Below are 22819 nucleotides of genomic sequence, written 5' to 3' on the forward strand. Positions count from 1 at the left end.
GGGGGATCAAGAGCGCTTCGGAGCGACGAGGCAGAAGAAGGCGCCCTGGGGATCCGTGGCCTGGACGATCCAGCTTCCGCCGGGCACTTGCATGGGGCCGAACACGACACTGCCGCCGCCGGCCGTGATGCGCTCGATGGCCGCGTCAATCGCCTCCACGTTGAAGTAATAGGACCAACACGGCGCAGGCACCGTGTCCGGTTTCGTCATCATGCCGCCGATCGCCTGGCCGGGATGGCCGTCATAGGCAAAGATGCGGTAGACGCCCCTCTCGCCCATGTCCATGTCATGGTCCTTCGCCCAACCGAACACGCTTCCATAGAATTCGAAAGCCTCCTCGCCGTTGCCCGCCATGAGCTCGCACCAGCCGAGATTGCCGGGATCGGCGGGGCCGAGCTGGCGGGGCGGGTTTGCCGGCGGGATCGGCGTCATGATGCAGAGAACCGCCCCATGCGGATCGGCCACAACAGCAAACCGGCCGACGCCCGGGATATCCTCCGGGTCGCGCTGGATGCGTCCGCCAAGCGAAACGAAGTCCCTTGCGGTTTCATCGACATCGTCGACGGCGACATAGCCAGTCCAGTTGGGTGGCACCTTTCCTTCAAGTTCCGGCGGGAAGTGCATCATGCCGCCGATGCCGGGGCAATTGTCGCCCTCGCCCATTTCGAACAGGAAATAGGACGGCATATCGGGCATGGCGAGTTCGCGGACATTCCAGCCGACCACCGAGGCGTAGAACTTGCCCGCCGCTGACGTGTCTGACGTGATCAGTTCGCACCAGATGAACTTTCCATGCGTGTCCGAACGGGATTTCGAAACGATCTGCAGCATGCCCATCTCCCTCTTGTGTGTGTTGAACGGACCCGGCGACGTGCCCTCAATGGCAGCAGGATGACGCCTGTTGCTCGGGCTTTGCCGCATATTCGTCGTGGCGCTTGAGGAAACTCATCGTCTTATCCTCGTTGCGGCCGAGCGGCGCGCGGTCGAGCAGCATCAGCGTGCCGATCACCTCTTCCGGGCCGCGGGCATAGGTGGAATAGGTATGGAAGATCTCGCCGGGCTCATTCTTGTAGAAGGCGGACAGGCCGGGAAGCTCCTCGAAGCCTTCGCTCGCGGGCATGTCGCGGAAATTGTAGTTGATCGTCTCGCCCTGCATCTCTTCTTGCGTGAAGGAAACGCGATAGTCGTGGTTGAAATCCGTGGCGTAGGACGAGACCCAGGGAAACTGCCAGTTCATGCGGGCCTTGTACGCCTCGATTTGCCCCAACGTGCCGCGCGAGACGGCGACGAGCGTGACGTCGTGATGGTTGAGATGGACGAGCGTTCCGTCGAAATGGTCTGCCATGAAGGAGCAGCCGACACAGCCTTCGCTCCAGTCGGGTCCGAACATGAAGTGATAGATCAGCAGCTGGCTGCGTCCGGCAAAGAGATCGGACAAGGTCTTGCCGCCCTCCGGTGTGTCGAAGAGGTAGTCCTTGTCCACCCTCACCCAGGGCAAGGCGCGGCGGGCGGCGCGGACCTTGTCACGCAGCCGCGTTTCCTCCTTCTCGAGCGCCAGAAGCTCGAGCCGCGCCTTCAGCCACTCGTCTTTCGACAGGACGGCATTGGTCGGGAATGCGCTGACATCCATAAGAACCTCCCCTTTCTTGACAGAATAGGTTGATATCAACATAATATGCCCATGCTGTCAAATGTCGATTCGGTTCCGTTTTCCGCCACGCTTCATGTGCGCGACACCTGTCTTTGCCTGCATGTGCAACGGGCAGCGCGAGCCCTGGCGCGAACCTTCGATACGGCGCTGAAGCCGGTTGGATTGAACAATGGACAGTTCTCACTGATGATGTCGCTCAACCGACCACAGCCGGCGACGATGAAATCCGTCTGCGACCTGCTTGCCATGGACCGCACGACGCTGACTGCGGCCCTGAAGGTGCTGCAGGCACGCGGCTGGATCGGCAGCGCCGTTGACCCGAAGGACAAACGCGGACGGCTTTTGACGCTGACGGAGGATGGCCGCGCGGTTCTGGCGAAATCCCTGCCGATCTGGGAGGCGACGCATGCGGCGCTGGATGCCGCCCTGCCCGATGGCAATGCCGATGAATTGCGGAGCGCGCTGCAGGCTGTGAGCTGAACCAAATCGGCTGAATTTCGCGCAAACAAAAAGCGGCCGAAGCCGCTTTTTGCCGTCCCTTGGCGGGACAAAGTCGCGTCGTGTTACTCGACGGTAACCTGGACTTCGGTCGAAGTGCGCATCGCGTGGCTGTAAGGGCAGACGATATGGGCCTTGGCGACCAGGTCTTCGAGCTGGGCGCGTTCGATGCCGGGGGCGTTGACCGACAGCGAGACTTCGATGCCGAAGCCGCCGCCATCTTCGCGCGGGCCGATGCCGACCGTTGCGGTGACCTTGGCCTCGTCAGGGATCTTCACCTTTTCCTTGGCAGCGACGGCTTTCAGCGCGCCGAGGAAGCAGGCGGAATAGCCGACCGCAAACAGCTGTTCCGGATTGGTGCCGGTGGCGCCATCGCCGCCGAGTTCCTTCGGAACCGTCAGCGTGACGTCGAGCACGCCGTTGTCGGAAGCACCGTGGCCGGAGCGGCCACCGGTTGCGGAACCCTTGGTCGTGTAGAGAATGGGCATGGAGTAACTCCCTTGGTGATAGGTATTGCCGGCTCATCGCGCGCACATTCGATGGCACGAAACTTGAACCGGCATCAGTCCAGCGACATGGTCGCTAGGCAGGAGATAGGGCATCAGGCCGTGACGTCACCATCAAGCCCCCCAGAAAAGATGGCGACGAAGGATGCGGATTCGATTCCGCGGCTGGATACGCAGCGTACTTTGCGGTTCATGGCATCGACATGCCTCTGAAGGGACGTGAAAGTCTGATGTTGCAGCCGCTCGGCTTACCTATCCAGAATATCTGGTGATCATGAACCCCGGGGAAGGCGAAGCGTAGACGGTTAAGCCGCTCAGGGAGCGGCTGGCGCAATCCGACCCTGTTGCCTGGAAGCGAAACCGCGACGACGAGCGGCAGGTCAATGCACCGGAGGATTGTCTCGACATGAAGGCGCAGTCGGCGAAAGTGATGGCGGCCATTAGTCAGGCGCTCGGCTGCAGCTGTGACGGGGAAACCGCCCCGCGCGAAGATGTCGACGCGAAGGGACCGGCTGGACCTGTCAGGGGAATAGCGCTGCGTCAACCGCCTACAGCAGATCCTGGAACATACGCACGCAACTGGACAGCGTCACCACCCGGCATGCATGACATCGTCTTCCATCCGATACGGCCTTTGTCAGTCTCTGCGCCGCAGCTGGTTTGGAATTCAAGAAGCTTGCTTTTTGCGACCGGGGAAAGCTCCAGCCTGCCCTGCCATTTAATAAGACCTTGGCCCAGATCCTGGTCGTCAGGAGGCGCGGTATCCGGGCTCAACGAATACACAAAGTCACTTCTTGTCGCGATTGTCAGGTCGCGGAAGGCGGCGGCCTTAGCCGTATCTCCGGACGTCGCAAACGCCGTGCTTAGTTCCGACGAAAGCTTGACGACCTTGCCAACATCTCCTGAAGAATAGGCACTCTTAACTTCCGAAATCGCTGACTGAAGGGCTGGACTAACGTTAGGCACGTTCTCCTCGCCAGGATTCAAGTATAACATATAGTTAGTGCTTGTTACCCTCCGCATGGTAAACCTGAAGGAGATTTCGGCGCCGTCTTTGCATTGATGCATATCTGTGGGGTTGGACTGATACAGAGCTGCCAATGCCGGTCGCGCCGAGTAAATCGTCGATGGCGTACAGGTGCTTTCCGACACACTGACAAGCTCATCATTTCCAACCATCGTGACAAAGGTTTTTGGCTCGCCAGGGCCTCCCTTGTAGATGTAGGCTTTGAAGCTGGAAGGCGTGGCTCCCTCTGCGGAGACTTTGAACTTTACTTCAGCCGCGTCCGCAACTGGCAAGCTGATCACGTAGGCAATGACGCAAATAGACGCCTCAATCCAACGGGTCATGGCGCATTCCTCTCCTTTGGCTTGAGAAGTAATTCGAACGTCGCGGGCTTGCCGTCCGGCAGCACGACGCTAAGGCCGGGGCGCGGCTGGTCTTCTAACGGCCTCTTCTTACCGCCAAACACCATGCGCCCGATCCAGAGTAGGAGAGCAAGTGCAGCGCTGATGAGTACGACCATTGTGACTGTTGCGTACCACTGCACCAAGAACGCATAGAGCCTGTTCTCATTCGCGAAGAGGACAGGGGTTTTCTGCGGCGAGTCATGCTTGTAGCCGAAACCAAACACAGGTCGATCCGCCCGGCTAGCGAGAGACATCTCAAGAGATGCAGACGCGTTTGGCGGCAGTGTCAGATCAAATGAGACTAGGCGGTCTGACGACGAGGGATCCAGCCTTATACTCCACGGTGAGCCCGGCCTGTCACGTGCTATCTCGTCTCCCGTCCGTGAGCTCTTAGCGAAGCAAACAGAAAGATTAGGGCAAATCATATCGACGGTGCCACCGTTTAGCGTCGTCTTGTTTGAAAGGTTGGTGAGCGTCAATACTTCAATGATGCCGCCGTCTTCTTCGAAGACCCGAGCTTCATAACTCAGGATGGCTATTTCAGACAGATCTTTACGGATCTCGAGAAACAGCCAGGAAAAGACCGAGACAAGAAGTGTCAATAGATAAGGTGCGGCAGCACCGCGCAGAATGTCCATTCCGGCCCCCCAGCCCTAAGTGACGCCTTCGACTATAGGAGGTGCTCCGCTAAAATGCAACCAAAACAAAAAAGGCCGCACCGCTGCGGCCTTTTTGATCGAACGTTGTGGTGGCTGCTTACTGCCAGACGACGACGCGGGCCTTGTTGGGGACGCGCTCATAGAGGTCGATGATGTCCTGGTTCATCAGGCGGACGCAGCCTGAGGAGACGGCTTTGCCGATCGAGTTCCATTCCGGCGAACCGTGCAGGCGGTAGAGCGTGTCCTGGCCGTTCTGGAAGATGTAAAGCGCGCGGGCGCCGAGCGGGTTTGTGAGGCCCGGAGGCATGCCGCCGTTTGCGATCGAATACTTGACCAGTTGCGGCTGGCGCGCGACCATTTCGTCCGGCGGGGTCCATTTCGGCCATTTCTGACGCCACTGGATGACACCTTCGCCGCTCCAGGCAAAGCCATCGCGACCGATGCCGACGCCGTAGCGCATGGCCGAACCGCCGGGCTCGACCAGATAGAGGAAGCGCGACGGGGTATCGACGACGATCGTGCCCGGGCGTTCGCCTGTCGGATCGACAACGCGCTGGCGATAGTAGCGCGGATTGATCCGCTCATAGGGGATGGCCGGGATGAGATAGCCACCATCTTCGACGGCGCCGTACATCATCGCGGCTTCGGGATCGCCGCCAACCGGCGGAAGGCCGTCGTTGCGGAGGGCGACGCCGTCACGGTAGGTGACGATGTTGCCGGAAGGGCCCGGCGCAGTGGAAGCGCAGCTCGCGAGCGTCGAGGCAGCGCCGACACCCAGCATGGACAGGAAGCCCCGTCGGGAGAAAGAAGAGTTGGAAATCATGTTCGGAAAGTCACCCTAGAGGAACGCGTCACTGCAAAAGCAAATTTTAACGGCAATCGAACCGATTGGTTCCCTGCCTGATGTTTTGCTCCACTATCACATAACGCGGCCAGCTTCATCGACCATTCACGAGGTTGACACACACCATCACAGGGATGCGACACAGCCTGTGTCCCCTGCGCAACAGCGTGATCACTTCACTGTGTGTGAGGGCAGATAAGAGGCCAAGGGGATTGACGCGCGACATGCACGCTTGCCGTGGGCAGTTTTGCCACGCGTCAACGGTCAGAGTACGACGATCGGAGTGCCGTTCGGGACGCGGTCGAACAGGTCGATGACGTCCTGGTTGAGCATGCGGACGCAGCCGGACGAGGTTGCCCTGCCGACGGACTGCCAGTCCGGCGTGCCGTGAACGCGATAGAGCGTGTCCTTGCCGTCCTTGTAGATATAGAGCGCGCGGGCACCGAGCGGGTTGTTCAGGCCGGGATCGGCGCCGCCGGCTGCTGCTGCGAACTGGCGCAGTTCCGGCTGGCGCGAGACCATTTCCCCTGATGGCGTCCAGCGCGGCCATTTCGCCTTGCGCTGGATGACGCCGCGGCCGGACCAGGCAAAGCCCGCCTTGCCGAGACCGACGCCGTAGCGGATCGCCTTGCCGCCGGGCTGCACGAGATAGAGGAAGTTGGCACGGGTATCGACCACCAGCGTGCCGGGTGCTTCATTGGTCTGGTAGGACACATCCTGGCGCAGAAAACGGTTGTCGATGCGCGAATAGGGAATGGCCGGCAGCGTGTGGCCGTCGTCGCGGATCACCTCGTACATCACCCGGTGCACGGGGTTGGAGACCGGCATGCCGTAGGTCTGGTGGAACTGCGTCTGATAAAGCTGACGCTTTTGCGGAATAGCCTCCTTCTGGGGAAGAGGCTGCGGCTGGACCGGCTCGTTATAGGCCGGCTGATAGAAGACCGGCGTGGTTTCGCGGGCAAACACGGCCGGGTCCATGCGGGTCGTATCGGTGACGAACGGCACCTGGCAACCGCTGAGCGCCGTCGTCGCCACAAGAACGGCCGCAAGACCGGAGGTCCGGCTGAGCGATAAGGCTTTGTTTTGCATGGCAGACCCGCTTCGGCATTGATGACGTCGGCGGCAATCTGTCAGGCAGCGCTTTCGCGAGGCTGGAGCGGTGGCGACTGGATAAGGCGGATCAGGTGAACTGATTGAAGAAGCGGATGCTTTCGACCACTGCACCGGGCACGACGCCGCTGTGATTGCCGGGCAGAAGCTTCTTGTCGATCGCAACGCCGGCAGAGCGGGCACGATCGATCAGCAGCTGGTGGTCGGCATCGAAAGGGCGTTCTTCCGAGCCGCGCAAAAGCAGTGTCGGGCATTTGAGGCTCGGCCCGAAACAGGCGGATGACCGCATCACGAACTCTTTCGGATCGGCCGCATCGAAGGGGACTTCGTTCGAGTATCGGGTAAAGAAGCGCCAGGAATTGACGCCGGCGGAAATCGGCACTGCGGCTCTGAACCGGCGCGTCATGCCTGAAAGAAGCGACAGCGTGCCGCCATTGCTGTGGCCGGCGATAAAAAGCCGGCTGCGATCGATGCCGGGCAGGTTTTCCAGATAGGTGGCGGCTGCCAGCGCATCGGAGGTTTCGTCGTAGAAACCGGAGAAATTGCCGGCCTGGCCGTTTTCGCCGCGAAAGGACGGATGCAGGACCACGAAGCCCGCTTCCCAGTAAGCTTTCATCAGCTCCCAGTGGCCATCACCGGTGGCATTGCCGCCGTGCAGGAAAAGCACCGCCGGCTTCGACTTGCCCGAGGCTTCGTAATGGGAAAGCCAGGCGATCAGTTCGAGCGAGCCATCCGGACCGCCGTGATAGAGGACCTTTTGCGCACCCGGCGGGGTCCCAAGCGGTGGCGAGGCTTCGGGCGCCGGACCGTGCTTCAGAAGATGCGTGCGGAAGCGACGCCTGGCTTCGGCATAATCTTCCTTTTCCAGCGGCAGGGTTTCGGGGACGGGAAAGGGCGCGGCCAGGGCCTGGGGTGCAGCAAGGGAACCAAGTGCACCGAGTGCCAGACCGGTCATCAGCATGCGGCGGGTGATTGACATAGAACGACCGTCTATAAGGATATGAGTAGTCTCAGATATCGGGATTAAGCGTAACCCCGACGGTTCTAAACGCAAGCGGGCCGGCGGTCACATCTTCGCGTCCGCCGTTTTGGCAACGATCATCGCGGTCAGCGTTTCCAGCCGGTCGGCATCGCGCGGCAGCTTGTCCATCCGCAGCCTTGCGATGCGGGGAAAGCGCATGGCGACGCCGGATTTGTGCCGCGTCGAGCGGTTGATGCCCTCGAACGCGACTTCCAGCACGAAGCCGAAATCCTTGTCGGCGCGCACCGCCCTTACCGGGCCGAAACGCTCGACCGTGTTGTCGCGCACGAACTTGTCCAGCACTTCCAGTTCCGCATCGGTAAAGCCGAAATAGGCCTTGCCGACGGGCACGAGATGATCGCCATCCGGGCCATCCGTCCACACGCCGAAGGTGAAATCTGAGTAGTAGCTGGAGCGCTTGCCATGGCCGCGCTGGGCATAGAGCATGACCGCATCGACATTATAGGGATCGCGTTTCCACTTGAACCACGGGCCTTTCAGCCGGCCGGCCTGGTAGACGCTGTCGCGGCGCTTGATCATGACGCCTTCGATGACCGGGTCCGGCGGATCGCGGCGCAGGGCTTCGAGCTCATCCCAGGTGGTGAAAGGCACGAGATCGGACAGGTCGAACCGGTCATGCGGGGCGTGGCCGATCACCTCGGACAGGCGTTCGCGGCGCTCGAGGAATCCTTTTGCACGCACATCCGCCTCGCCGTCGAACAGGATATCGTAGGCGCGTACGAAGGCGGGGTAATCCTCCAGCATCTTCGCGTTCACAGTCTTGCGGTTGAGGCGCTGCTGCAGGTCGGAAAAGGTGCGGGTGGGATTGTTGGATCGCATCGTGCCGCCGACGAGAAGCTCGCCGTCGATGACGCCATCGAAATTGATCTGCTCGACGATATCGGGAAAGGCACCGGTGATATCATCGCCGGAGCGGGAATAGAGTTTCTTCGTGCCGCCATGGGCCGACATCTGGACGCGGATGCCATCCCATTTCCACTCGGCGGCATAATCGGCGGGATCGAGCTTTTCGAGATCGCCGCTTTCGACCGGATTGGCGAGCATGACCGAATGGAAGATCGCGGGCGTCGCCAGAACCGGCTTGTCGGCATGGCCTTCCAGCCAGGCAAACAGCGACACATAGGGCGGCTCCAGCCCGTGCCACAGCGTCTCGATCTCGGTCACGTCCTTGCCCGACATTTCCGACAGCGCCTGCTTTGCAAGCCGCGCCGAGACGCCGATGCGCAGCGAACCGGTGACAAGCTTCAGGAAGGCGAAACGGCCGGAGGGATCGAGATGATCGAGCAGATCGCGGACGGCTGAGCGCACTTCGGTGCGGCCGAGCGAATTCATCCGGGCGACGACTTCGGACAGAAGCGGCTGCTCGGCGTCGGTCGTGTCGTCCTTTTCGAGGCCATCCCAGACGAGCGCAATGGTTTCGGCGAGATCGCCGACATAGTCGTAGGAATACTGAAACAGAACCGCATCCATGCGCTCCAGCACCAGCTCGCGCAGCATGGCGGGCTTGACGCTTTTGAGATCGAGCGCGCTCGCCAGCGCCGCAAGGCCATAGCCGCGATCGGGATCGGGCGTGGTGCGGAAGTAATCGACCAGCAGCGTGATCTTGCCATTGCGCGACGGGGTGAGGACAAGGCGGTCGAGAAGTGTGGCGAAGGGTTTCATGGGCGCAGCACTCTTCGAAAAACCCCCTCTGGCCTGCCGGCCATCTCCCCCACAAGGGGGGAGAAGACTTGCGGCACGGCACTGGCCCTGTTGTGCGACAGGGGCGCGGCGGGCTCTAGCCCTCCCCCTTGTGGGGAGGGTTGGGAGGGGTCTTTTTTCAACAATCCACGCATCATCGATCCCCCTCTGGCCTGCCGGCCATCTCCCCCGCAAGGGGGGAGAAGACTTGCGGCACGGCACCACCCAGATTGTGCGACAGCGGTGCGACGGGCTTTAGCCCTCCCCCTTGTGGGGAGGGTTGGGAGGGGTCTCTTTTCAGCGGCACACGCATCATCGATCCCCCACTGGCCTGCCGGCCATCTCCCCCGCAAGGGGGGAGAAGACTGGCGGCACGGCATTGCCTCGATTGTGCGACAGGGCCGCGCCCGGGTTTAGCCCTCCCCCTTGTGGGGAGGGTTGGGAGGGGTCTTTTTTCAGCAGCAAATGCATCATCAGTCCCCCTCGTCTTCGTAGCCGACCAGGTGCAGCGGCCGCGCTGGAATGCCCTTCAGTTCGCACCAGCGTACCAGCGCTTCTTCGCGGCCGTGGGTGACCCAGACTTCGGAGGGGGCGACCTCGTTGATGGTTTCCAGGAGTTCGGGCCAGTCGCAGTGATCCGAGATCACCAGCGGCAGCTCGACGCCGCTTTGTTTGGCGCGTTGGCGCACCATCATCCAGCCCGACGCAAAGGCAATCAGGGGTTCGTTGAAGCGGCGGGCCCAGCGATCCTGGAAGGCCGAGGGCGGGCCGACGACGACGGCGCCCTTGAACAGGTCGGGGCTGCTCTTGTCGATCGTCGCGGGGCGGATTTCGCCGAGCGCGATGCCCTGGCTTTCGTAATAGTCGCAGAGTTTTGCGAGCGCGCCGTGGATATAGATCGGTTCGTCATAGCCGCTGTCGCGGATCAGGCGGATCACCCGCTGCGCCTTTCCCAAAGCGTAGGCGCCGACCATGTGGCTGCGGTCGGGAAACTGCTTGAGCGAGGTCAACAGCTTGCCGATTTCCTCGCGCGGGTGGGGATGATGGAAGACCGGCAGGCCGAAGGTTGCTTCGGTGATGAAGACATCGCAGGAAACAGGCACGAAGGGCGCGCAGGTTGGGTCGACGCCGCGCTTGTAATCGCCTGAGACGACGATGCGCAGATCCTTGTGCTCGAGTGCGATCTGCGCCGAGCCGAGAACATGGCCGGCTGGATGGAAGCTGACATTGACGCCGCCGACATCGATCACCTCGCCCCATGCAGCCTCCTGTTCGGAGGTGCAGAAGTCGTCGCCGTAGCGGATCTTCATGATGTCGAGTGTCTGGCGGGTGGCGAGCACATGGGTGTGGCCGGCGCGGGCATGGTCGGAATGGCCATGGGTGATCAGCGCCCGCTCGACAGGGCGCACCGGATCCACATGGAAGCCGCCGACGGGGCAGAACAGGCCGGCCGGTGTGGGATGAAGCAGTGCCTCGGGTTTCATAGGACGAGAGATAGGCGAGGAAAGCCCGCTTGGAAGAGCCTTACGGGGTGGGCAGCTTGTTTTGTTGTGCGGCGGCCTGGACTTGCGCAGTCGGCAGGCGTTTGGGCTTGAGGAAAAGAGCGGCGATCAGGCCGATGGCGGCGATCACGGCGGCGGCGAAGAAGAGCGGCGTGAAGGCGGAGAAGTAAACGGATGCCACCGCCTCACGCGAGGCTTGCGGCAGCTGGTCGAGCACTTTCGGGGTCAGTGCGCCGATATCGGCAACGCCTGGAATGACAACGCCGCTGCCCTTGACGGAGGAGCCGATGATGGCGCCGTAGAGCGAGATGGCGATCGACGCGCCGCCCATGCGCATCAGCGTCACGGCACCGGTGGCAGCTCCCATATCTTCCCGCGGGGCGGAATTCTGGACGCCGATGATCGGAGCCTGCTGGCCGAAGCCGACGGCAAGACCCTGGAGCATCAGCAGAATGGCGACGAGCCAGAGCGGCGTAGCAGACGTCACCTGCGACAGAAGCAGAAGAGCGCCGATGCTCATGACCAGGCCCAACACGGCGAACGGCTTGTAGCGGCCGGTGATGGAAATCAACCTTCCCGCCGACATGGAGCCGACGACGATGCCGCCGGTGAGGCCGATGAAGAACAGGCCGGCCTGCGATGGCGACAGGCCCGTCGTCGTCTGCAGGAAGAGCGCGTAATAGTTGACCATGCCGATGCCGACGGCGCCGGAGCAGAGCGTGATGATGAGAAACAGCGAGAAGGTGCTGTCCCTGAATAGTTTCAAGGGCACGATCGGTTCGGGGACGCGGCTTTCGACGAAGACCCAGAGGCCGGCGCAGGCCATGCCGAAGCCGAGAAGGACCAGCGATTCGAATGCCATCAGCGAGCCGAACAGCTGGTGGCTATCGGCAAAGGTGACGAGGCTTGCGATCGTCAGTGCCAGAACGACGGCGCCGGCATAATCGATCTTCGGCTTGCGCTGCGGGCGGCGATAGGGAAGCAGCAGGGCGAGGCCTGTCACGACGATGACCCCGAGCGGCAGGTTGATCAGGAAGATCGAGCGCCAGCCGAACAGATCGCTGAGCGTGCCGCCGAGAACAGGGCCGATGCTGCCGGCCGCCATGATCATAAGGCTCGAATAGCTCTGGTACTTTGCCCGCTCGCGCGGTTCGAAGAGATCGGCATTGATCGAGAAGATCGAAACCATGATGCCGCCGCCGCCAAGCCCCTGGAAGACGCGCGCCGCAATCAGCGAATTCATCGACCAGGCGAAGCCGCACAGAACCGAGCCGAGCGTGAAGAGAACGATGGCAAACAGCATCACATATTTGCGGCCGAACAGATCGCCCAGCTTGCCGTAGATCGGCATGACCGAGCTCATGGCCAGGAGAAAGGCCGAGGACACCCAGCCGAAACTTTCCATCTGGCCGAACTCGCCGACGATGGTGGGAAGTGCTGTGGAGACGATGTGATTGTCGAGCGCCGCCATGAACAGCGCTGCCATCAGGAACCAGAAAACGAACAGACGCTGTCGTTTGTCGGCAACAAGCGGGGTCTGGGCCGGGCGTGACATATCCATGGCATACTTCCTGAGAGGTCGGCGAATTTATGTGACTTCAGCATATAATTGTCAACGGCAGGCAGATGCACCAAGCAACAATTTCGTTGAAACAACCCGGCACCTGCTGATAAGTTGCAGCGATGACGACCATGATTTCTGCAGCAGACCCTCAGCCTTCGACCGAAACAGCCGCATTTGCGGAGGGGCTTTCGCGTGTCAGCGACAACCTGACCCGGATGCGGCACCTGATGGGCCGCCGGATGATTGCGCGCACCGCGATTGCCAACACGGTTCCGGGGCTGGAAACGGCGCATCTCGACGTGCTTGACGTCATGGGCCGGATCGAGGGCGAAATCACCGTCGGCGCGATTGCCGAGACGATGCGGATCGACCCGTCGCGCGGCAGCCGTCTGGTGACCGATCTCGTGTCGCGCGGTGTTCTCAGGCGTGATGCTTCGCAGGAGGACGGGCGGCGCTCGCTGCTGGTCAGGACCGAACTCGGCGATGCGTTGCTGACCGAGCTACAGGCGGTCAAGCGTTCGCTGCTGGTGAATGTGCTGGGCGACTGGCCGGAGGAAGAGCTTTCGGCATTTTCGCATCTGTTCGAGAAGTTCATTTCCGGCTTCGAAGCGGTCTATCCCGGCGGCGCAGGCCGTCCCTCTACAACCTGACCGCTCCGGCACCCGTCCCGAAACCACACACTTCCGCTGGCACGATAAATGCGTGTTCGAAAGGGATGATGGAGACGGCTGGATGATTTCGAGACGCAAAATGCTGGGCTGGAGCCTGACGGGTGCTGCGGTTGCGGCACTGCCGCTGCCGGCGCTTGCAGCGCCCGCCAGCGTTTCGACCGTTGACCTGCGCGGCTCGATCGATGCGCGCGACCATGGCGTGTCGCCTGATGGCGGTGATGTTTCGACCCGCAAGCTGCTGGCGCTGATCGAACAGGCGGCGCGGCAGAACAAGCCGGTCTATCTGCCGCCCGGCGACTACCGCGTCTCGAGCCTCGATCTTCCCGACAATACAAGGCTGGTCGGCGTATCAGGTGCTTCCAGGCTCGTCTATTCCGGCGACGGATCTTTTATCCGTGCAACCGCGGCAAGGCGGATCGAGCTTTCCAACCTGGTGATCGACGGCGGCAATCGCTGGCTTGACGATCAGACCCCTGCCCTTATCCATTTCTCCCGCATTCCCGATATCTCCATCGATAATTGCGAGATCCTCGGCGCGCGCAAAACCGCGATCCAGCTGGAGCGATGCGGCGGGCGCATCGAGCGCTCCAAGATATCAGGCGCTGCCGACTATGCGCTCTATGCGGTGGAAAGCACCGGCCTGTCGGTGACCGGCAACAGCGTGTTCGATTGCGGCAATGGCGGCATCCTTATCCATCGCTGGAAAAAGGGCGTCGATGGCAGCATGGTTACGGCTAACCGCATCTTCCGGATCGGCGCCAGGAATGGCGGCACCGGGCAATATGGCAACGCGATCAACCTGTTTCGCGCCGCCAACGTGATGGTGAGCGGCAACCACATCACCGACTCTGCTTTTTCGGCGATCCGCGCCAACAGCTCCTCCAACGCGCAGATTTCCGGCAACCAGTGTTTCGGCTCCGGCGAGACGGCGATCTATGCGGAATTCTCGTTCGAGGGTGCGGTCATCTCCGGGAATACGGTGGATGGCGCGGCAAACGGCATTTCCGTCGTCAATTTCAACGAAGGCGGCAGGCTTTCGACCATTTCAGGTAATATCGTCCGCAACCTTTCGGCAACCGGCCCCTACAAACTCGACGGCGCAATCTTCGGCGTCGGCATCAGCGCCGAGGCCGACACGGCGATCACAGGCAACGTGGTGGAAAACGCCGCCCTCTGGGGCCTGGCCCTCGGCTTCGGCCCCTACCTGCGCAACGTCGTCGCCGCCAACAATATCGTGCGCGGCGCCAACGTGGGTTGCGCCGTCAGTGTAGCCGAGGGCGCCGGTTCGACTGTGATCACCGGCAACGTCTTCCAGGACGTGAACGATGGCGGCGTGATCGGCTATCGCTGGACGCAGGCGGCGACGGAAGAGTTGGGCGGGTCGGGCGATGCGGCGGCGGCGTTTCCGCATCTGACGGTTATGGGGAACCGGGTGGGTTAGGTTTCGGGGTCGGCAGCTTCGGGGCTGGGGCCGAAATCGATGTTGCGGCCGTTGTGGAAGACGCGGGCAATCTGCACGACGTCGTCCTTGACGCGGAAGGCGATCGTTGCCTTGTACCGATAACCGACGAGCCGCAGCCCAGAGTAAACGTCATCGCGCCGCATGCCGCGGTGTGGAAATGTCGAAAAAAAATTAAGGCAGTAGTCTTCGATGCGGCGAACATAGGCCAATGCGGGGTCTACACCCATGCGAGGTGCCAGATATGTCAGGATATCGGCAAGATCATCTCTCGCCGCAGGATCGAAGACGACCCTGTACTTCATTCCTTCGTCATCTGCTCGGTAAGTTTTGCCGCCAGCTCGTCCAGATATCGATCCACCTCGTCGCCGGTTAATCCCCGTTCCGGGTGCGCATCCATTTCCTGAAGCGTCGGCACGACCTCGTCCCTCAGCCATCTCTCGATCGCGGCGTCATGCGCTGCCATCGGGCGCAGGCCCTCGGCGATCACGTCGCTTTCCGAGGCGTATTCGCCGGAGGCGACCTTGGCTTCGACCATGTCGGCGATCTCGACCGGCAGGGTGATGCTGAGCGAACGGGTGGCGGACATGGGGTGGCCTCAAGATGATCAGGGTGGTACTCAAGATAGCGAAAACTGAAGCGGACGTCCAACCGGTCGAATTGAGGGACCTGCATCTTCCGTTCTGCGGCGAAGCACTCTAGCGTCGCCCGCGAAACACAATGGGAGATACGCATGCTGAAAATCTATGGCGTCTATCGTTCGCGCGCGACGCGGCCACTTTGGCTGATCGAGGAGCTGGGATTGCCGTTCGAGCATATTCCTGTCATCCAGGCCTATCGGCTGGATGATGCTTCGGTTGACGGCGCGCCTGTCAATACGCGGTCGCCGGAGTTTTTGAGCGTCAATCCGATGGGCTCGATCCCCTCGATGGACGATGACGGGTTTGTGCTGCACGAGTCGCTTGCCATCACGCTCTACCTTGCCCGCAAGCATGGCGGCGAGATTGCTCCAAAGACGATCGAGGAAGAGGCGCAGATGGTGCAGTGGTCGCTGTTTGCGGCCACGAGCGTCGAGACCGCGGCCCTGACGATCCAGTCGTCCAGTGCGTCCACCGACGAAGGCAAGGCGGCGATCGAGGCAGCTGCACGCACGCTTTCGCGGCCGTTCGACGTGCTTGAAAAGCATCTTTCCGAAGACGGGTTCATGGTGGGCAAGCGATTTACGGTGGCCGATATCAACGTGACGGAAATCGTGCGTTACGCGCGCAGCCATGCCGCCCTGTTCGACGGCCGCCCGGCGCTGAAAGCCTGGTATGACGGCTGCGTCGCCCGGCCCGCCTATCAGGCGATGTGGGCAAAGCGCAACGCCGAGCCGGCCTGACGGTCAGGTGGCGGGTTTCGCTGCTGCTTCAGAGTGCTGACAGAGGTATTGCCGAACAACGCTCTGGGGTCGCTTGGGACATTGAGCCGGCTGCTCCAAACTCCCCTAATCCTCGCCCTTGTGGCGGGGATCCAGTCAGCTCAAGTCCTTGAGCTGAAGGAGTCTTTGACCCGACAGACGTCGGGTCGCTGGATCCTCGCCACAAGGGCGAGGATGACGGAGACTGGGGTATCGCTCTCGCCAAATGAGCTTCTTCAGAGTTTGCCAGCAGTCTGCGGCCTGACGATCAGGCGGCGGGCTTTGCTGCCGCTTCTTCCGCCAGCACCCTTTGCACCGCCGGACGCATCTCGATGCGCCGGTAATGGGCGGCGACCTTCGGGAATTCGGCCATGTCGACATGGTCGCTTTCCAGCCAGCCAGTCATGACGAAGAGATAGGCGTCGGCCACGGAAAAGGTTTCGCCGAGCACGAATTGGCCTTCGACAAGATCGTTCTCGATCAGAGCGAAGCTGTCGCGCATGGTCTGCGGCACTTTGGCGAGCATGTCCGCATGCGAGGCGGCATCATCGGCCCAGCGCGCGCCACGGCGGCCATGGGCATGGTTGATGTGGACGGTTGAGGACAGGTAGGCGTTGAAGGCCTGCATCTTGGCAAACAGGAAGGGATCGTCCAGCGGCGCAAGGCTCTTTTCCGGCACGAGCTGGGCAATGTAGGGAAGCAGTGCGACGGTTTCCGTCAGCACGCCCTTGTCCGTTACCAGTGCCGGCACCCGGCCCTTCGGGTTGACCTTCAGATAGGCTGGTGATCGCTGCTCGCCCTCGGCAAAGCGGATCAGCGAGACCTGATAATCGAGGCCCGACTCGGCCAGCGCGATATGGCTGGCGCGTGAGCAGGTGCCGGGCGTGATGTAGAGTGTCAGCATCGATCCCTTGTCCTTATCTTGGTATCAGGCAAACAGCGCGTCGGTGACGCGGACTTCGCCGACGGTGAGGCCGTTCCAGTTCTTCATCGTGCGGTTGGCCATCGCCATCAGCTTGGCTTCCGTTTCACCGCCCTTTTCGAAATAGCGGGCGATCAGAGCGAAGATCATGGCTTCGGCGGCGCGGGTCGTACCGTCCTCGCATTTGACCGCCATGGCAATGCCGTGATCCGGGAGTGCGGCCACGAAGACGCCTTCGGCACCGGTCTTGGCAAAGATCTTGCCCGGCGCCACTTCCATCAGCTTCGTGCAGGCGCGCCCGGTGCCGGCGACGTAGAAGGGCTCGGCCATGCAGGCATCGATGAGGCGGCGCGAAGCCCTGGCGCGTTCATTGGAAAGGCCGCTGCCGGTCAGCATTTTCGCAAAGCCATGGGCAAGGCCCTTGAGCGGCACGGCATAGGTCGGGATCGAGCAACCGTCGATGCCGCAATTGTCTTCGGCGAGAACCGCGCCCGTGAGGCTACCCATCACGTCGCGGATTTCCTTCTGCAGCGGATGATCGTAGTCGACATAGCCCTTCAGCTGCGTGCCGGAATGGACGCAGGTGCAGACGAAGCCGGAATGTTTTCCGGAGCAGTTGTTATGCAGGGCCGTCGGATATTCGATGGTGCGGGCCTGGTGGATGAGCGAGGCCTGTTCGGATGCCCAGTGGGCGCCGCATTCCATGTCGTCGACACTCTTGCCAGCCTTGGCCAGCATCGAGGCGGCCATTGCCACATGCGAGTCCTCGCCGGAATGAGAGGCGCAGGAAAACGCCAGTTCCTTAGCTCCGAACCCGTAGGCATCGGCTGCACCGCTTTCGATAAGCGGCAGCGCCTGCATGGCCTTGCAGGAGGACCGCGGAAACACGCCGGCTTCGGCATCACCGAAGGAAAACAGCGTCTTGCCTTCGCCATCCACGACGACGCCGAGGCCGCGATGGCGGCTTTCGACGAGAGAGCCGCGGGTCACTTCAACGGTCACGGGATTTTGCATCGGTCAGTCCTGAATTTGCCGGCTTCTATTGCTCATTCGGCTTAAACGCCATTTCGGCGGCGTTGATAGCCGTTTCGGCGATTTGTTGCACGGGAATGTTTATGAAATCGGTAAAGCGATTGCTGCTCCTTATCTTCGTCGTCTACCTTCTTCCCACCTTCGCTTCCGCCGGCCTTTGGGCGATGCGCGAACACCCGTCCGGCTGGAGCGCCGCGCGCTGGTCGTCGGCCGGCATCCTGCCCAAGGCGAACGAAAGCAACGATGCGGCGATCTATATTTTCTCGGCGATGACGGGCGGGCTGAAAGGTTCGGTGGCAAGCCATGCCTGGATCGTTACCAAGGCAAAGGGTGCGGCCACCTATACCCGCTATGACAAGGTGGGCTGGGGCAACCCGATCCGCCGCAACCACCGTGATCCGGATGCCTTCTGGTATTCCAACCCGCCGCAGCTGGTGGCATCGGTGACCGGATCGAAGGCGGAACTGCTGATCCCCAAGATCGAGGGCGCGATTGCCGCCTACCCCTATGCCGAGCCCGGCGGCTACACGATCTGGCCGGGGCCGAATTCCAATACGTTCGTGGCCTATGTGCTGCGCACCGTGCCGGAGATCGGCGCGGTGCTTCCGCCGCATGCGGTGGGCCGCGACTATCTGCCGGATGGGGAATTCGTGCATCTGGACGAGGACAGCCGCGACCTGCATGTGACGCTGCGCGGACTGTTAGGCTTTTCGGTGGGTGTGCGGAGCGGCATCGAGGTCCATTTCCTCGGTCTCGTCGCGGGCCTCGATCTCGCCCGGCCGGGCATCAAGGTACCGGCGCTCGGACGGATCGGCATCTAGCCGAGAGACCAGTGCCGCGATGCATGGGAGCCATGCATGAAACGCAAAACGCCCGCAGATTTGCGAGCGTTTGCAAACATTCGGATTATACGATCAGAAACCGATCAGAAGCCGACGGCAGTGCGTGCGACGCGACGGATATCGCTACGGTCGATACCGAGGTCGTGGAGTTCGCGCGAGGTCATACGGTCCAGTTCGGTGACCGTATGACGATACTTGCGCCAGTTGTTGATGGTGCGTGCTACGTTCATGATGATCCCCTTTCCTGAGGCTTTCGAAGCTTCAGCTGCCAGATGCTGGCGCTTTCTCTTGCTTCGATGACCTCTTTATACGCTGCCCAAGGATGAAGCAGAAGCACTGAAGCGTCAGGCCACCCATGCGCGCCATGCATGTCTTTCTAGGGTCGATGTCAGGGAATTGGTCATCATTGCCAGGCAGGATGGAAGACCATCGAAATTTGCGACCGGCAGACATGGAAAAGGGCCGCTTGAGCGGCCCTTCCATGAGTTTGGTCCGGTTGAACGAACCCGGGCTGCAATCATGCAGTCCGAAGGAAGATGTCATTCAGGCCGAGGGCTGCCCCGTCAAGACCAACAACTTTCCATTGCCCGCTACACAGACCGAAATCTCATTAGACATTGGACCACCTTCCTTTCATTACGTTGATGATGATCAGAAGGTAGGTGCGATCTGCGGCGCTTGCAAGGCAAGTTATGTAAACAATCGAAGATATTATTGAGTTGCGGATCGGCGGCGGTTCGACAACTATTCGCGCAGCCGGCGGCGGGGTGCCTTCCGGGCGATGCCCAAGGCCACCCCTGCCCCCACGTTTCCTCACCCCAGCTTCATCACGATCTTGCCGATATGGCTGCTGGTTTCCATCAGCCGGTGCGCCTCGACCACGTCGTCAAACGGCACCACGGAATGGATGACGGGTGAGACCTTGCCGGCTTCGAGAAGCGGCCAGACCTCGCTCAGCAGTTCGTCGCGGATCGCCCGCTTTTCGTCAGCGGTGCGGGGCCGCATGGTCGATCCGGTCACCGTCAGGCGCTTGACCATGATCGGCGACAGATTGACCTTTTCCGCCATGTTGCCGCCGAGAAACGCGATGATCGACAGGCAGCCGTCCTTGGCAAGGACCGACAGGTTCTTTTCGAAGTAGGATGCGCCGATCATGTCGAGCACCACATCGACGCCCTTGCCGTCGGTCTCGGCCTTGATCACCTCGGCAAAGTCTTCGGTCTTGTAATTGATCGCCTTGGTCGCACCCAGCTTTTCGCAGGCCTCGCATTTCTCCTTGGAGCCGACAGTCGCATAGGCCGTCGCGCCGAATGCCTTGGCGAGCTGGATCGCGGTCGTGCCGATGCCACTCGAGCCGCCATGGATCAGCACGCTCTCGCCTTCGGTCAGGCCCGCCATCTGGAAGAGGTTGGCCCAGACGGTGAAAAAAGTTTCCGGCACGGCTGCGGCCTTCACCGCATCATAGCCTTTCGGCCATGGCAGCGCCTGGCCTGCCGGCACGACGCAATATTCCGCATATCCGCCGCCGTTCGACAGGCCGCAGACCTTGTCGCCGATTGCAAATTCGGTCACGCCCTCGCCGAGCGCCACCACTTCACCCGCGACTTCGAGGCCAAGGATCGGGCTTGCATCCTTCGGCGCGGGGTAGTTGCCCTGGCGCTGGGCGACATCGGGTCGGTTGACGCCGGCGGCCTCCACCTTGATCAGAATTTCGCCTGGTCGGGCCGACGGGCACGGGCCGGTGGCATGGGTCATTACATCGGGCGCGCCGAAGGACGGCAGGTCGACGAAACGCATCTGGGACGGCATGGACATGGGTCTACTCCTGTCAGTATCTGACGACTGACTTAGGACAGTGCCCCCTTGTTGGAAAGGCAGGCCCGGGAAACGATGCGCCCGTTTGCGCCGGTCCGGCCTGCTATCTGACGTCGCCGTAGCTTGCAAAAACGAGGCCGCGGTCGCTTTCCTTGGCGGCCACCTTGACCGTTGCGATCTCCGTTCCGATGCGGGCGATATCGTCGAGGATCAGGCCCTGCGGCAGATGCACGACGCCGATCGAGCAGCGCAGCAATGGGAAATCGCGCTCCACGCCGGTGCGATCATGGCCACGGATCCGGCCTGCCGCCCTCTCCTCTTCCGAATAGAGCGCGACGGCGTCATCGTGGAAATCCGACAGCAGGCGCTCGAGGATTTCCTCCAGTTCGTCGCGGCTCCAATCGCGGATGCCGATAAAGAAATCGTCGCCGCCGACATGGCCGAGAAAATGTTCGTCGGAGAAGAAGTAGCGCTTCATCAGCGCCGCAAACAGCGAAATGGCGTGGTCGCCCATCTGGAAGCCGTAATGATCGTTGAACGGCTTGAAATTGTCGAAGTCGCAGTAGCAGAAGAAGCGCTGCTCGTCGTCATCGCGGCCGGCCTGGTACATGAAGTCGCGGATGGCCCGGTTGCCGGGAAGACCCGTCAGCGGGTTCTGGTCCTGGGCGATCTTCAGCTGCTTTTCGTTGACCACCTTGATCAGCGATGCCGCCGAGACGACGCCCGCATAGCGCATGTTTTCGGTGAGGATGACGCAGGCGCTGTTTTCCATGTTGGCAAACAGGCTCATCAGCTCTTCCGCTTCGGCATCCAGCCCGATGATCGGGGCGCGCTCGACGAAATGGGCGATGGTGCGCTCGTAGACCTTGTTCTTCAGGAGATCGCGGCCGAAGGGCTGATAGATGAATTCCTTGAGGTGATATTCGTTGATGACGCCGCGCGGTTCGCCATTGGCGTTCAGCACCGGAAAGAATGCCTGGCGCGGATTGCGGCGAAACAGTTCAAAGACACTGTCGATGCTTTCGTTCTCGAACACCGTCGGCAGCTTTTCGATCTGCTTGCGGATGAGGATTTCGTCGAGCGACTGGCTGGATCGGCGCGACAGACCGATTGCGGCCAGATGCGGATAGGCCGGCTGCAACTCCGTGACGAAGCTGGTGGGTCTTGCGATGAAATAGCCCTGTACCAGATCGACGCCGTATTCACGGCAGGCCAGAAATTCGGCCTCGGTCTCGATGCCTTCGGCAATCACGCGGATGCCGAGCACATGGGCAATGTTGACGATGTTCTTGACGAGATGCCGTTTGCGCGGATTGACATCGATATCCGAAATGAAGTGCCGGTCGATCTTCAGGTAGTCGACCGGGTAGTCGCAGAGCAGCTTCATCTCACCATGGCCGACGCCGAAATCGTCAATCGCCAGCTTGAAGCCTGCCTTGCGCATCTCGCTCATCAACTCGGCAAATTCCGGCACCGAGGTGTTGTCGAACCGCTCGGACAGCTCGAAGCAGACCGAGGACGGCGCGACGCCTTCCTGGCGCAGATGCTGGACGATCTTTTCGAGGAAAAGCTGGCCGTCGCGGATCATCCGGACATCGAGATTGAGAAACAGCGTCTGGCTGGAGAAATCCGGAAGGCCAGCGAATTTGGCAAGGGCCCGGTGGGCGACCATCTGTTCGAGCGCCAGAAGCTGGCCGCCGTCATGGGCCTGGTCGATCAGTTCGAGCGGCGAGGCAAAGCCGAGACGGTCATGGCCGCGCAGCAGCGATTCATAGCCGAACACGGACCCGGTGGCGACCTCCACGATCGGCTGGAAGGCGTTCTCGATGACGAGCTTGGCCAGAGGCAAAAGCTGATCGCTGGCATAGCGACGGAAAACGCCCGGTTCCAGAACGGCCGCAGACGACATGCAATTCACCCCATTTACTGCGTGGGCGAGATCCGCCCGGCGCCTTATTCACGGGCGCCACCTTTGCCTCCATTGGTCAAAAATACCTTTCCCGCAAATGACAGTTCGATGAAACTTCCATGACAGTAATTTATGTTTCTAATACAATGAGTTGTAAATATTACATCGTCTGGCTTGGGCAGTTGCGGTCCCGCGTCAACGCCACGAGCCAAGTTTAAGCTTCCACAGGGATTTACCCCACAGTCCCCGGCCTTGCGCTTTTGAGACAGCGCTGTTCGCAATCCCTGCTTGATTGCGCAGCCAA

Annotated in this window: 23 protein-coding genes; 5 read left to right on the top strand and 18 right to left on the bottom strand. The window is 61.2% G+C overall.

The window, feature by feature from the left end; all coding sequences use genetic code 11:
* Positions 1 to 6: 6 nt before the first annotated feature.
* On the bottom strand, positions 7 to 831 hold the full coding sequence (locus AC0JZ8_RS18405) for a VOC family protein (RefSeq protein ID WP_471893136.1): 825 nt from the start codon (positions 829 to 831) through the stop codon (positions 7 to 9).
* A gap of 46 nt (positions 832 to 877) precedes the next feature.
* On the bottom strand, positions 878 to 1630 hold the full coding sequence (locus AC0JZ8_RS18410) for a DUF899 domain-containing protein (RefSeq protein WP_471893137.1): 753 nt from the start codon (positions 1628 to 1630) through the stop codon (positions 878 to 880).
* Positions 1631 to 1684: 54 nt separating this feature from the next.
* Between AC0JZ8_RS18410 and AC0JZ8_RS18415 the strand changes: the two genes are divergently transcribed.
* Positions 1685 to 2131, top strand: coding sequence for a MarR family winged helix-turn-helix transcriptional regulator (locus AC0JZ8_RS18415; RefSeq protein ID WP_471893395.1), 447 nt, complete (start codon positions 1685 to 1687; stop codon positions 2129 to 2131).
* 83 nt (positions 2132 to 2214) lie between these two features.
* On the opposite strand, the gene AC0JZ8_RS18420 is transcribed toward AC0JZ8_RS18415, so the two are convergent.
* The 9 genes from AC0JZ8_RS18420 to AC0JZ8_RS18460 all read right to left on the bottom strand — a co-directional run bounded on the left by AC0JZ8_RS18420 (position 2215) and on the right by AC0JZ8_RS18460 (position 12463).
* Positions 2215 to 2637, bottom strand: a complete 423-nt coding sequence (locus tag AC0JZ8_RS18420; protein ID WP_062453520.1) for an organic hydroperoxide resistance protein — start codon at positions 2635 to 2637, stop codon at positions 2215 to 2217.
* Between the two features lie 558 nt (positions 2638 to 3195).
* Positions 3196 to 4005 (bottom strand): hypothetical protein, encoded by an 810-nt coding sequence (locus AC0JZ8_RS18425; protein ID WP_471893138.1) that lies wholly within the window; start codon positions 4003 to 4005, stop codon positions 3196 to 3198.
* Positions 4002 to 4703, bottom strand: coding sequence for a hypothetical protein (locus AC0JZ8_RS18430; protein ID WP_471893139.1), 702 nt, complete (start codon positions 4701 to 4703; stop codon positions 4002 to 4004). The genes AC0JZ8_RS18425 and AC0JZ8_RS18430 overlap by 4 nt, the downstream gene beginning before the upstream one ends.
* A gap of 118 nt (positions 4704 to 4821) precedes the next feature.
* Complete coding sequence (locus AC0JZ8_RS18435; RefSeq protein ID WP_092661600.1) at positions 4822 to 5547, bottom strand: L,D-transpeptidase; 726 nt, start codon at positions 5545 to 5547, stop codon at positions 4822 to 4824.
* A 285-nt stretch (positions 5548 to 5832) separates the two neighbouring features.
* Complete coding sequence (locus tag AC0JZ8_RS18440; RefSeq protein ID WP_113167479.1) at positions 5833 to 6657, bottom strand: L,D-transpeptidase; 825 nt, start codon at positions 6655 to 6657, stop codon at positions 5833 to 5835.
* A gap of 91 nt (positions 6658 to 6748) precedes the next feature.
* Positions 6749 to 7657, bottom strand: coding sequence for an alpha/beta hydrolase family protein (locus AC0JZ8_RS18445; RefSeq protein WP_092661597.1), 909 nt, complete (start codon positions 7655 to 7657; stop codon positions 6749 to 6751).
* Positions 7658 to 7744: 87 nt separating this feature from the next.
* Positions 7745 to 9382: a cisplatin damage response ATP-dependent DNA ligase gene (locus tag AC0JZ8_RS18450; protein WP_471893140.1), complete on the bottom strand. Its 1638-nt coding sequence runs from the start codon at positions 9380 to 9382 to the stop codon at positions 7745 to 7747.
* A 491-nt stretch (positions 9383 to 9873) separates the two neighbouring features.
* Entirely contained in the window at positions 9874 to 10884 is a 1011-nt protein-coding gene (locus AC0JZ8_RS18455; RefSeq protein WP_062579571.1) for a ligase-associated DNA damage response exonuclease, read from the bottom strand.
* Between the two features lie 40 nt (positions 10885 to 10924).
* Positions 10925 to 12463, bottom strand: a complete 1539-nt coding sequence (locus AC0JZ8_RS18460) for an MDR family MFS transporter (RefSeq protein WP_471893141.1) — start codon at positions 12461 to 12463, stop codon at positions 10925 to 10927.
* 131 nt (positions 12464 to 12594) lie between these two features.
* On the opposite strand from AC0JZ8_RS18460, the gene AC0JZ8_RS18465 reads away from it, so the two are divergent.
* Together AC0JZ8_RS18465 and AC0JZ8_RS18470 are read left to right on the top strand one after the other, a co-directional pair.
* Positions 12595 to 13116, top strand: a complete 522-nt coding sequence (locus AC0JZ8_RS18465; RefSeq protein WP_471893396.1) for a MarR family winged helix-turn-helix transcriptional regulator — start codon at positions 12595 to 12597, stop codon at positions 13114 to 13116.
* A gap of 82 nt (positions 13117 to 13198) precedes the next feature.
* Positions 13199 to 14578: a TIGR03808 family TAT-translocated repetitive protein gene (locus AC0JZ8_RS18470; protein WP_471893142.1), complete on the top strand. Its 1380-nt coding sequence runs from the start codon at positions 13199 to 13201 to the stop codon at positions 14576 to 14578.
* Here the strand turns inward: AC0JZ8_RS18470 and AC0JZ8_RS18475 are convergent.
* Positions 14575 to 14901, bottom strand: coding sequence for a type II toxin-antitoxin system RelE/ParE family toxin (locus AC0JZ8_RS18475; RefSeq protein WP_471893143.1), 327 nt, complete (start codon positions 14899 to 14901; stop codon positions 14575 to 14577). The two genes, AC0JZ8_RS18470 and AC0JZ8_RS18475, sit on opposite strands and share 4 nt — an antisense overlap.
* Entirely contained in the window at positions 14898 to 15185 is a 288-nt protein-coding gene (locus tag AC0JZ8_RS18480; RefSeq protein WP_209900165.1) for a ribbon-helix-helix domain-containing protein, read from the bottom strand. The genes AC0JZ8_RS18475 and AC0JZ8_RS18480 overlap by 4 nt, the downstream gene beginning before the upstream one ends.
* Positions 15186 to 15329: 144 nt before the next feature.
* On the opposite strand from AC0JZ8_RS18480, the gene AC0JZ8_RS18485 reads away from it, so the two are divergent.
* Positions 15330 to 15977 (top strand): glutathione S-transferase family protein, encoded by a 648-nt coding sequence (locus tag AC0JZ8_RS18485; protein ID WP_113167487.1) that lies wholly within the window; start codon positions 15330 to 15332, stop codon positions 15975 to 15977.
* Between the two features lie 286 nt (positions 15978 to 16263).
* Here the strand turns inward: AC0JZ8_RS18485 and AC0JZ8_RS18490 are convergent, their stop codons facing one another.
* Positions 16264 to 16899 (bottom strand): glutathione S-transferase family protein, encoded by a 636-nt coding sequence (locus AC0JZ8_RS18490; protein ID WP_471893144.1) that lies wholly within the window; start codon positions 16897 to 16899, stop codon positions 16264 to 16266.
* A gap of 24 nt (positions 16900 to 16923) precedes the next feature.
* The gene (locus tag AC0JZ8_RS18495; protein ID WP_471893145.1) at positions 16924 to 17931 is read right to left on the bottom strand and encodes an asparaginase; all 1008 of its coding nucleotides are present in this window, start codon (positions 17929 to 17931) and stop codon (positions 16924 to 16926) included.
* A gap of 101 nt (positions 17932 to 18032) precedes the next feature.
* Between AC0JZ8_RS18495 and AC0JZ8_RS18500 the strand changes: the two genes are divergently transcribed.
* Entirely contained in the window at positions 18033 to 18770 is a 738-nt protein-coding gene (locus AC0JZ8_RS18500; protein WP_113112188.1) for a DUF3750 domain-containing protein, read from the top strand.
* 104 nt (positions 18771 to 18874) lie between these two features.
* On the opposite strand, the gene AC0JZ8_RS18505 is transcribed toward AC0JZ8_RS18500, so the two are convergent.
* The 3 genes from AC0JZ8_RS18505 to AC0JZ8_RS18515 form a co-directional block, all read right to left on the bottom strand.
* A complete protein-coding gene (locus AC0JZ8_RS18505) occupies positions 18875 to 19021 on the bottom strand; it encodes a DUF1127 domain-containing protein (RefSeq protein ID WP_471893146.1) in 147 nt (48 codons plus the stop codon).
* Positions 19022 to 19604: 583 nt separating this feature from the next.
* Positions 19605 to 20606, bottom strand: a complete 1002-nt coding sequence (locus AC0JZ8_RS18510; protein ID WP_471893147.1) for an NAD(P)H-quinone oxidoreductase — start codon at positions 20604 to 20606, stop codon at positions 19605 to 19607.
* Positions 20607 to 20709: 103 nt separating this feature from the next.
* The gene (locus tag AC0JZ8_RS18515) at positions 20710 to 22515 is read right to left on the bottom strand and encodes a GGDEF domain-containing protein (protein WP_471893148.1); all 1806 of its coding nucleotides are present in this window, start codon (positions 22513 to 22515) and stop codon (positions 20710 to 20712) included.
* Positions 22516 to 22819: the final 304 nt, after the last annotated feature.

It is taken from the genome of Velazquezella soli, from assembly GCF_977018685.1.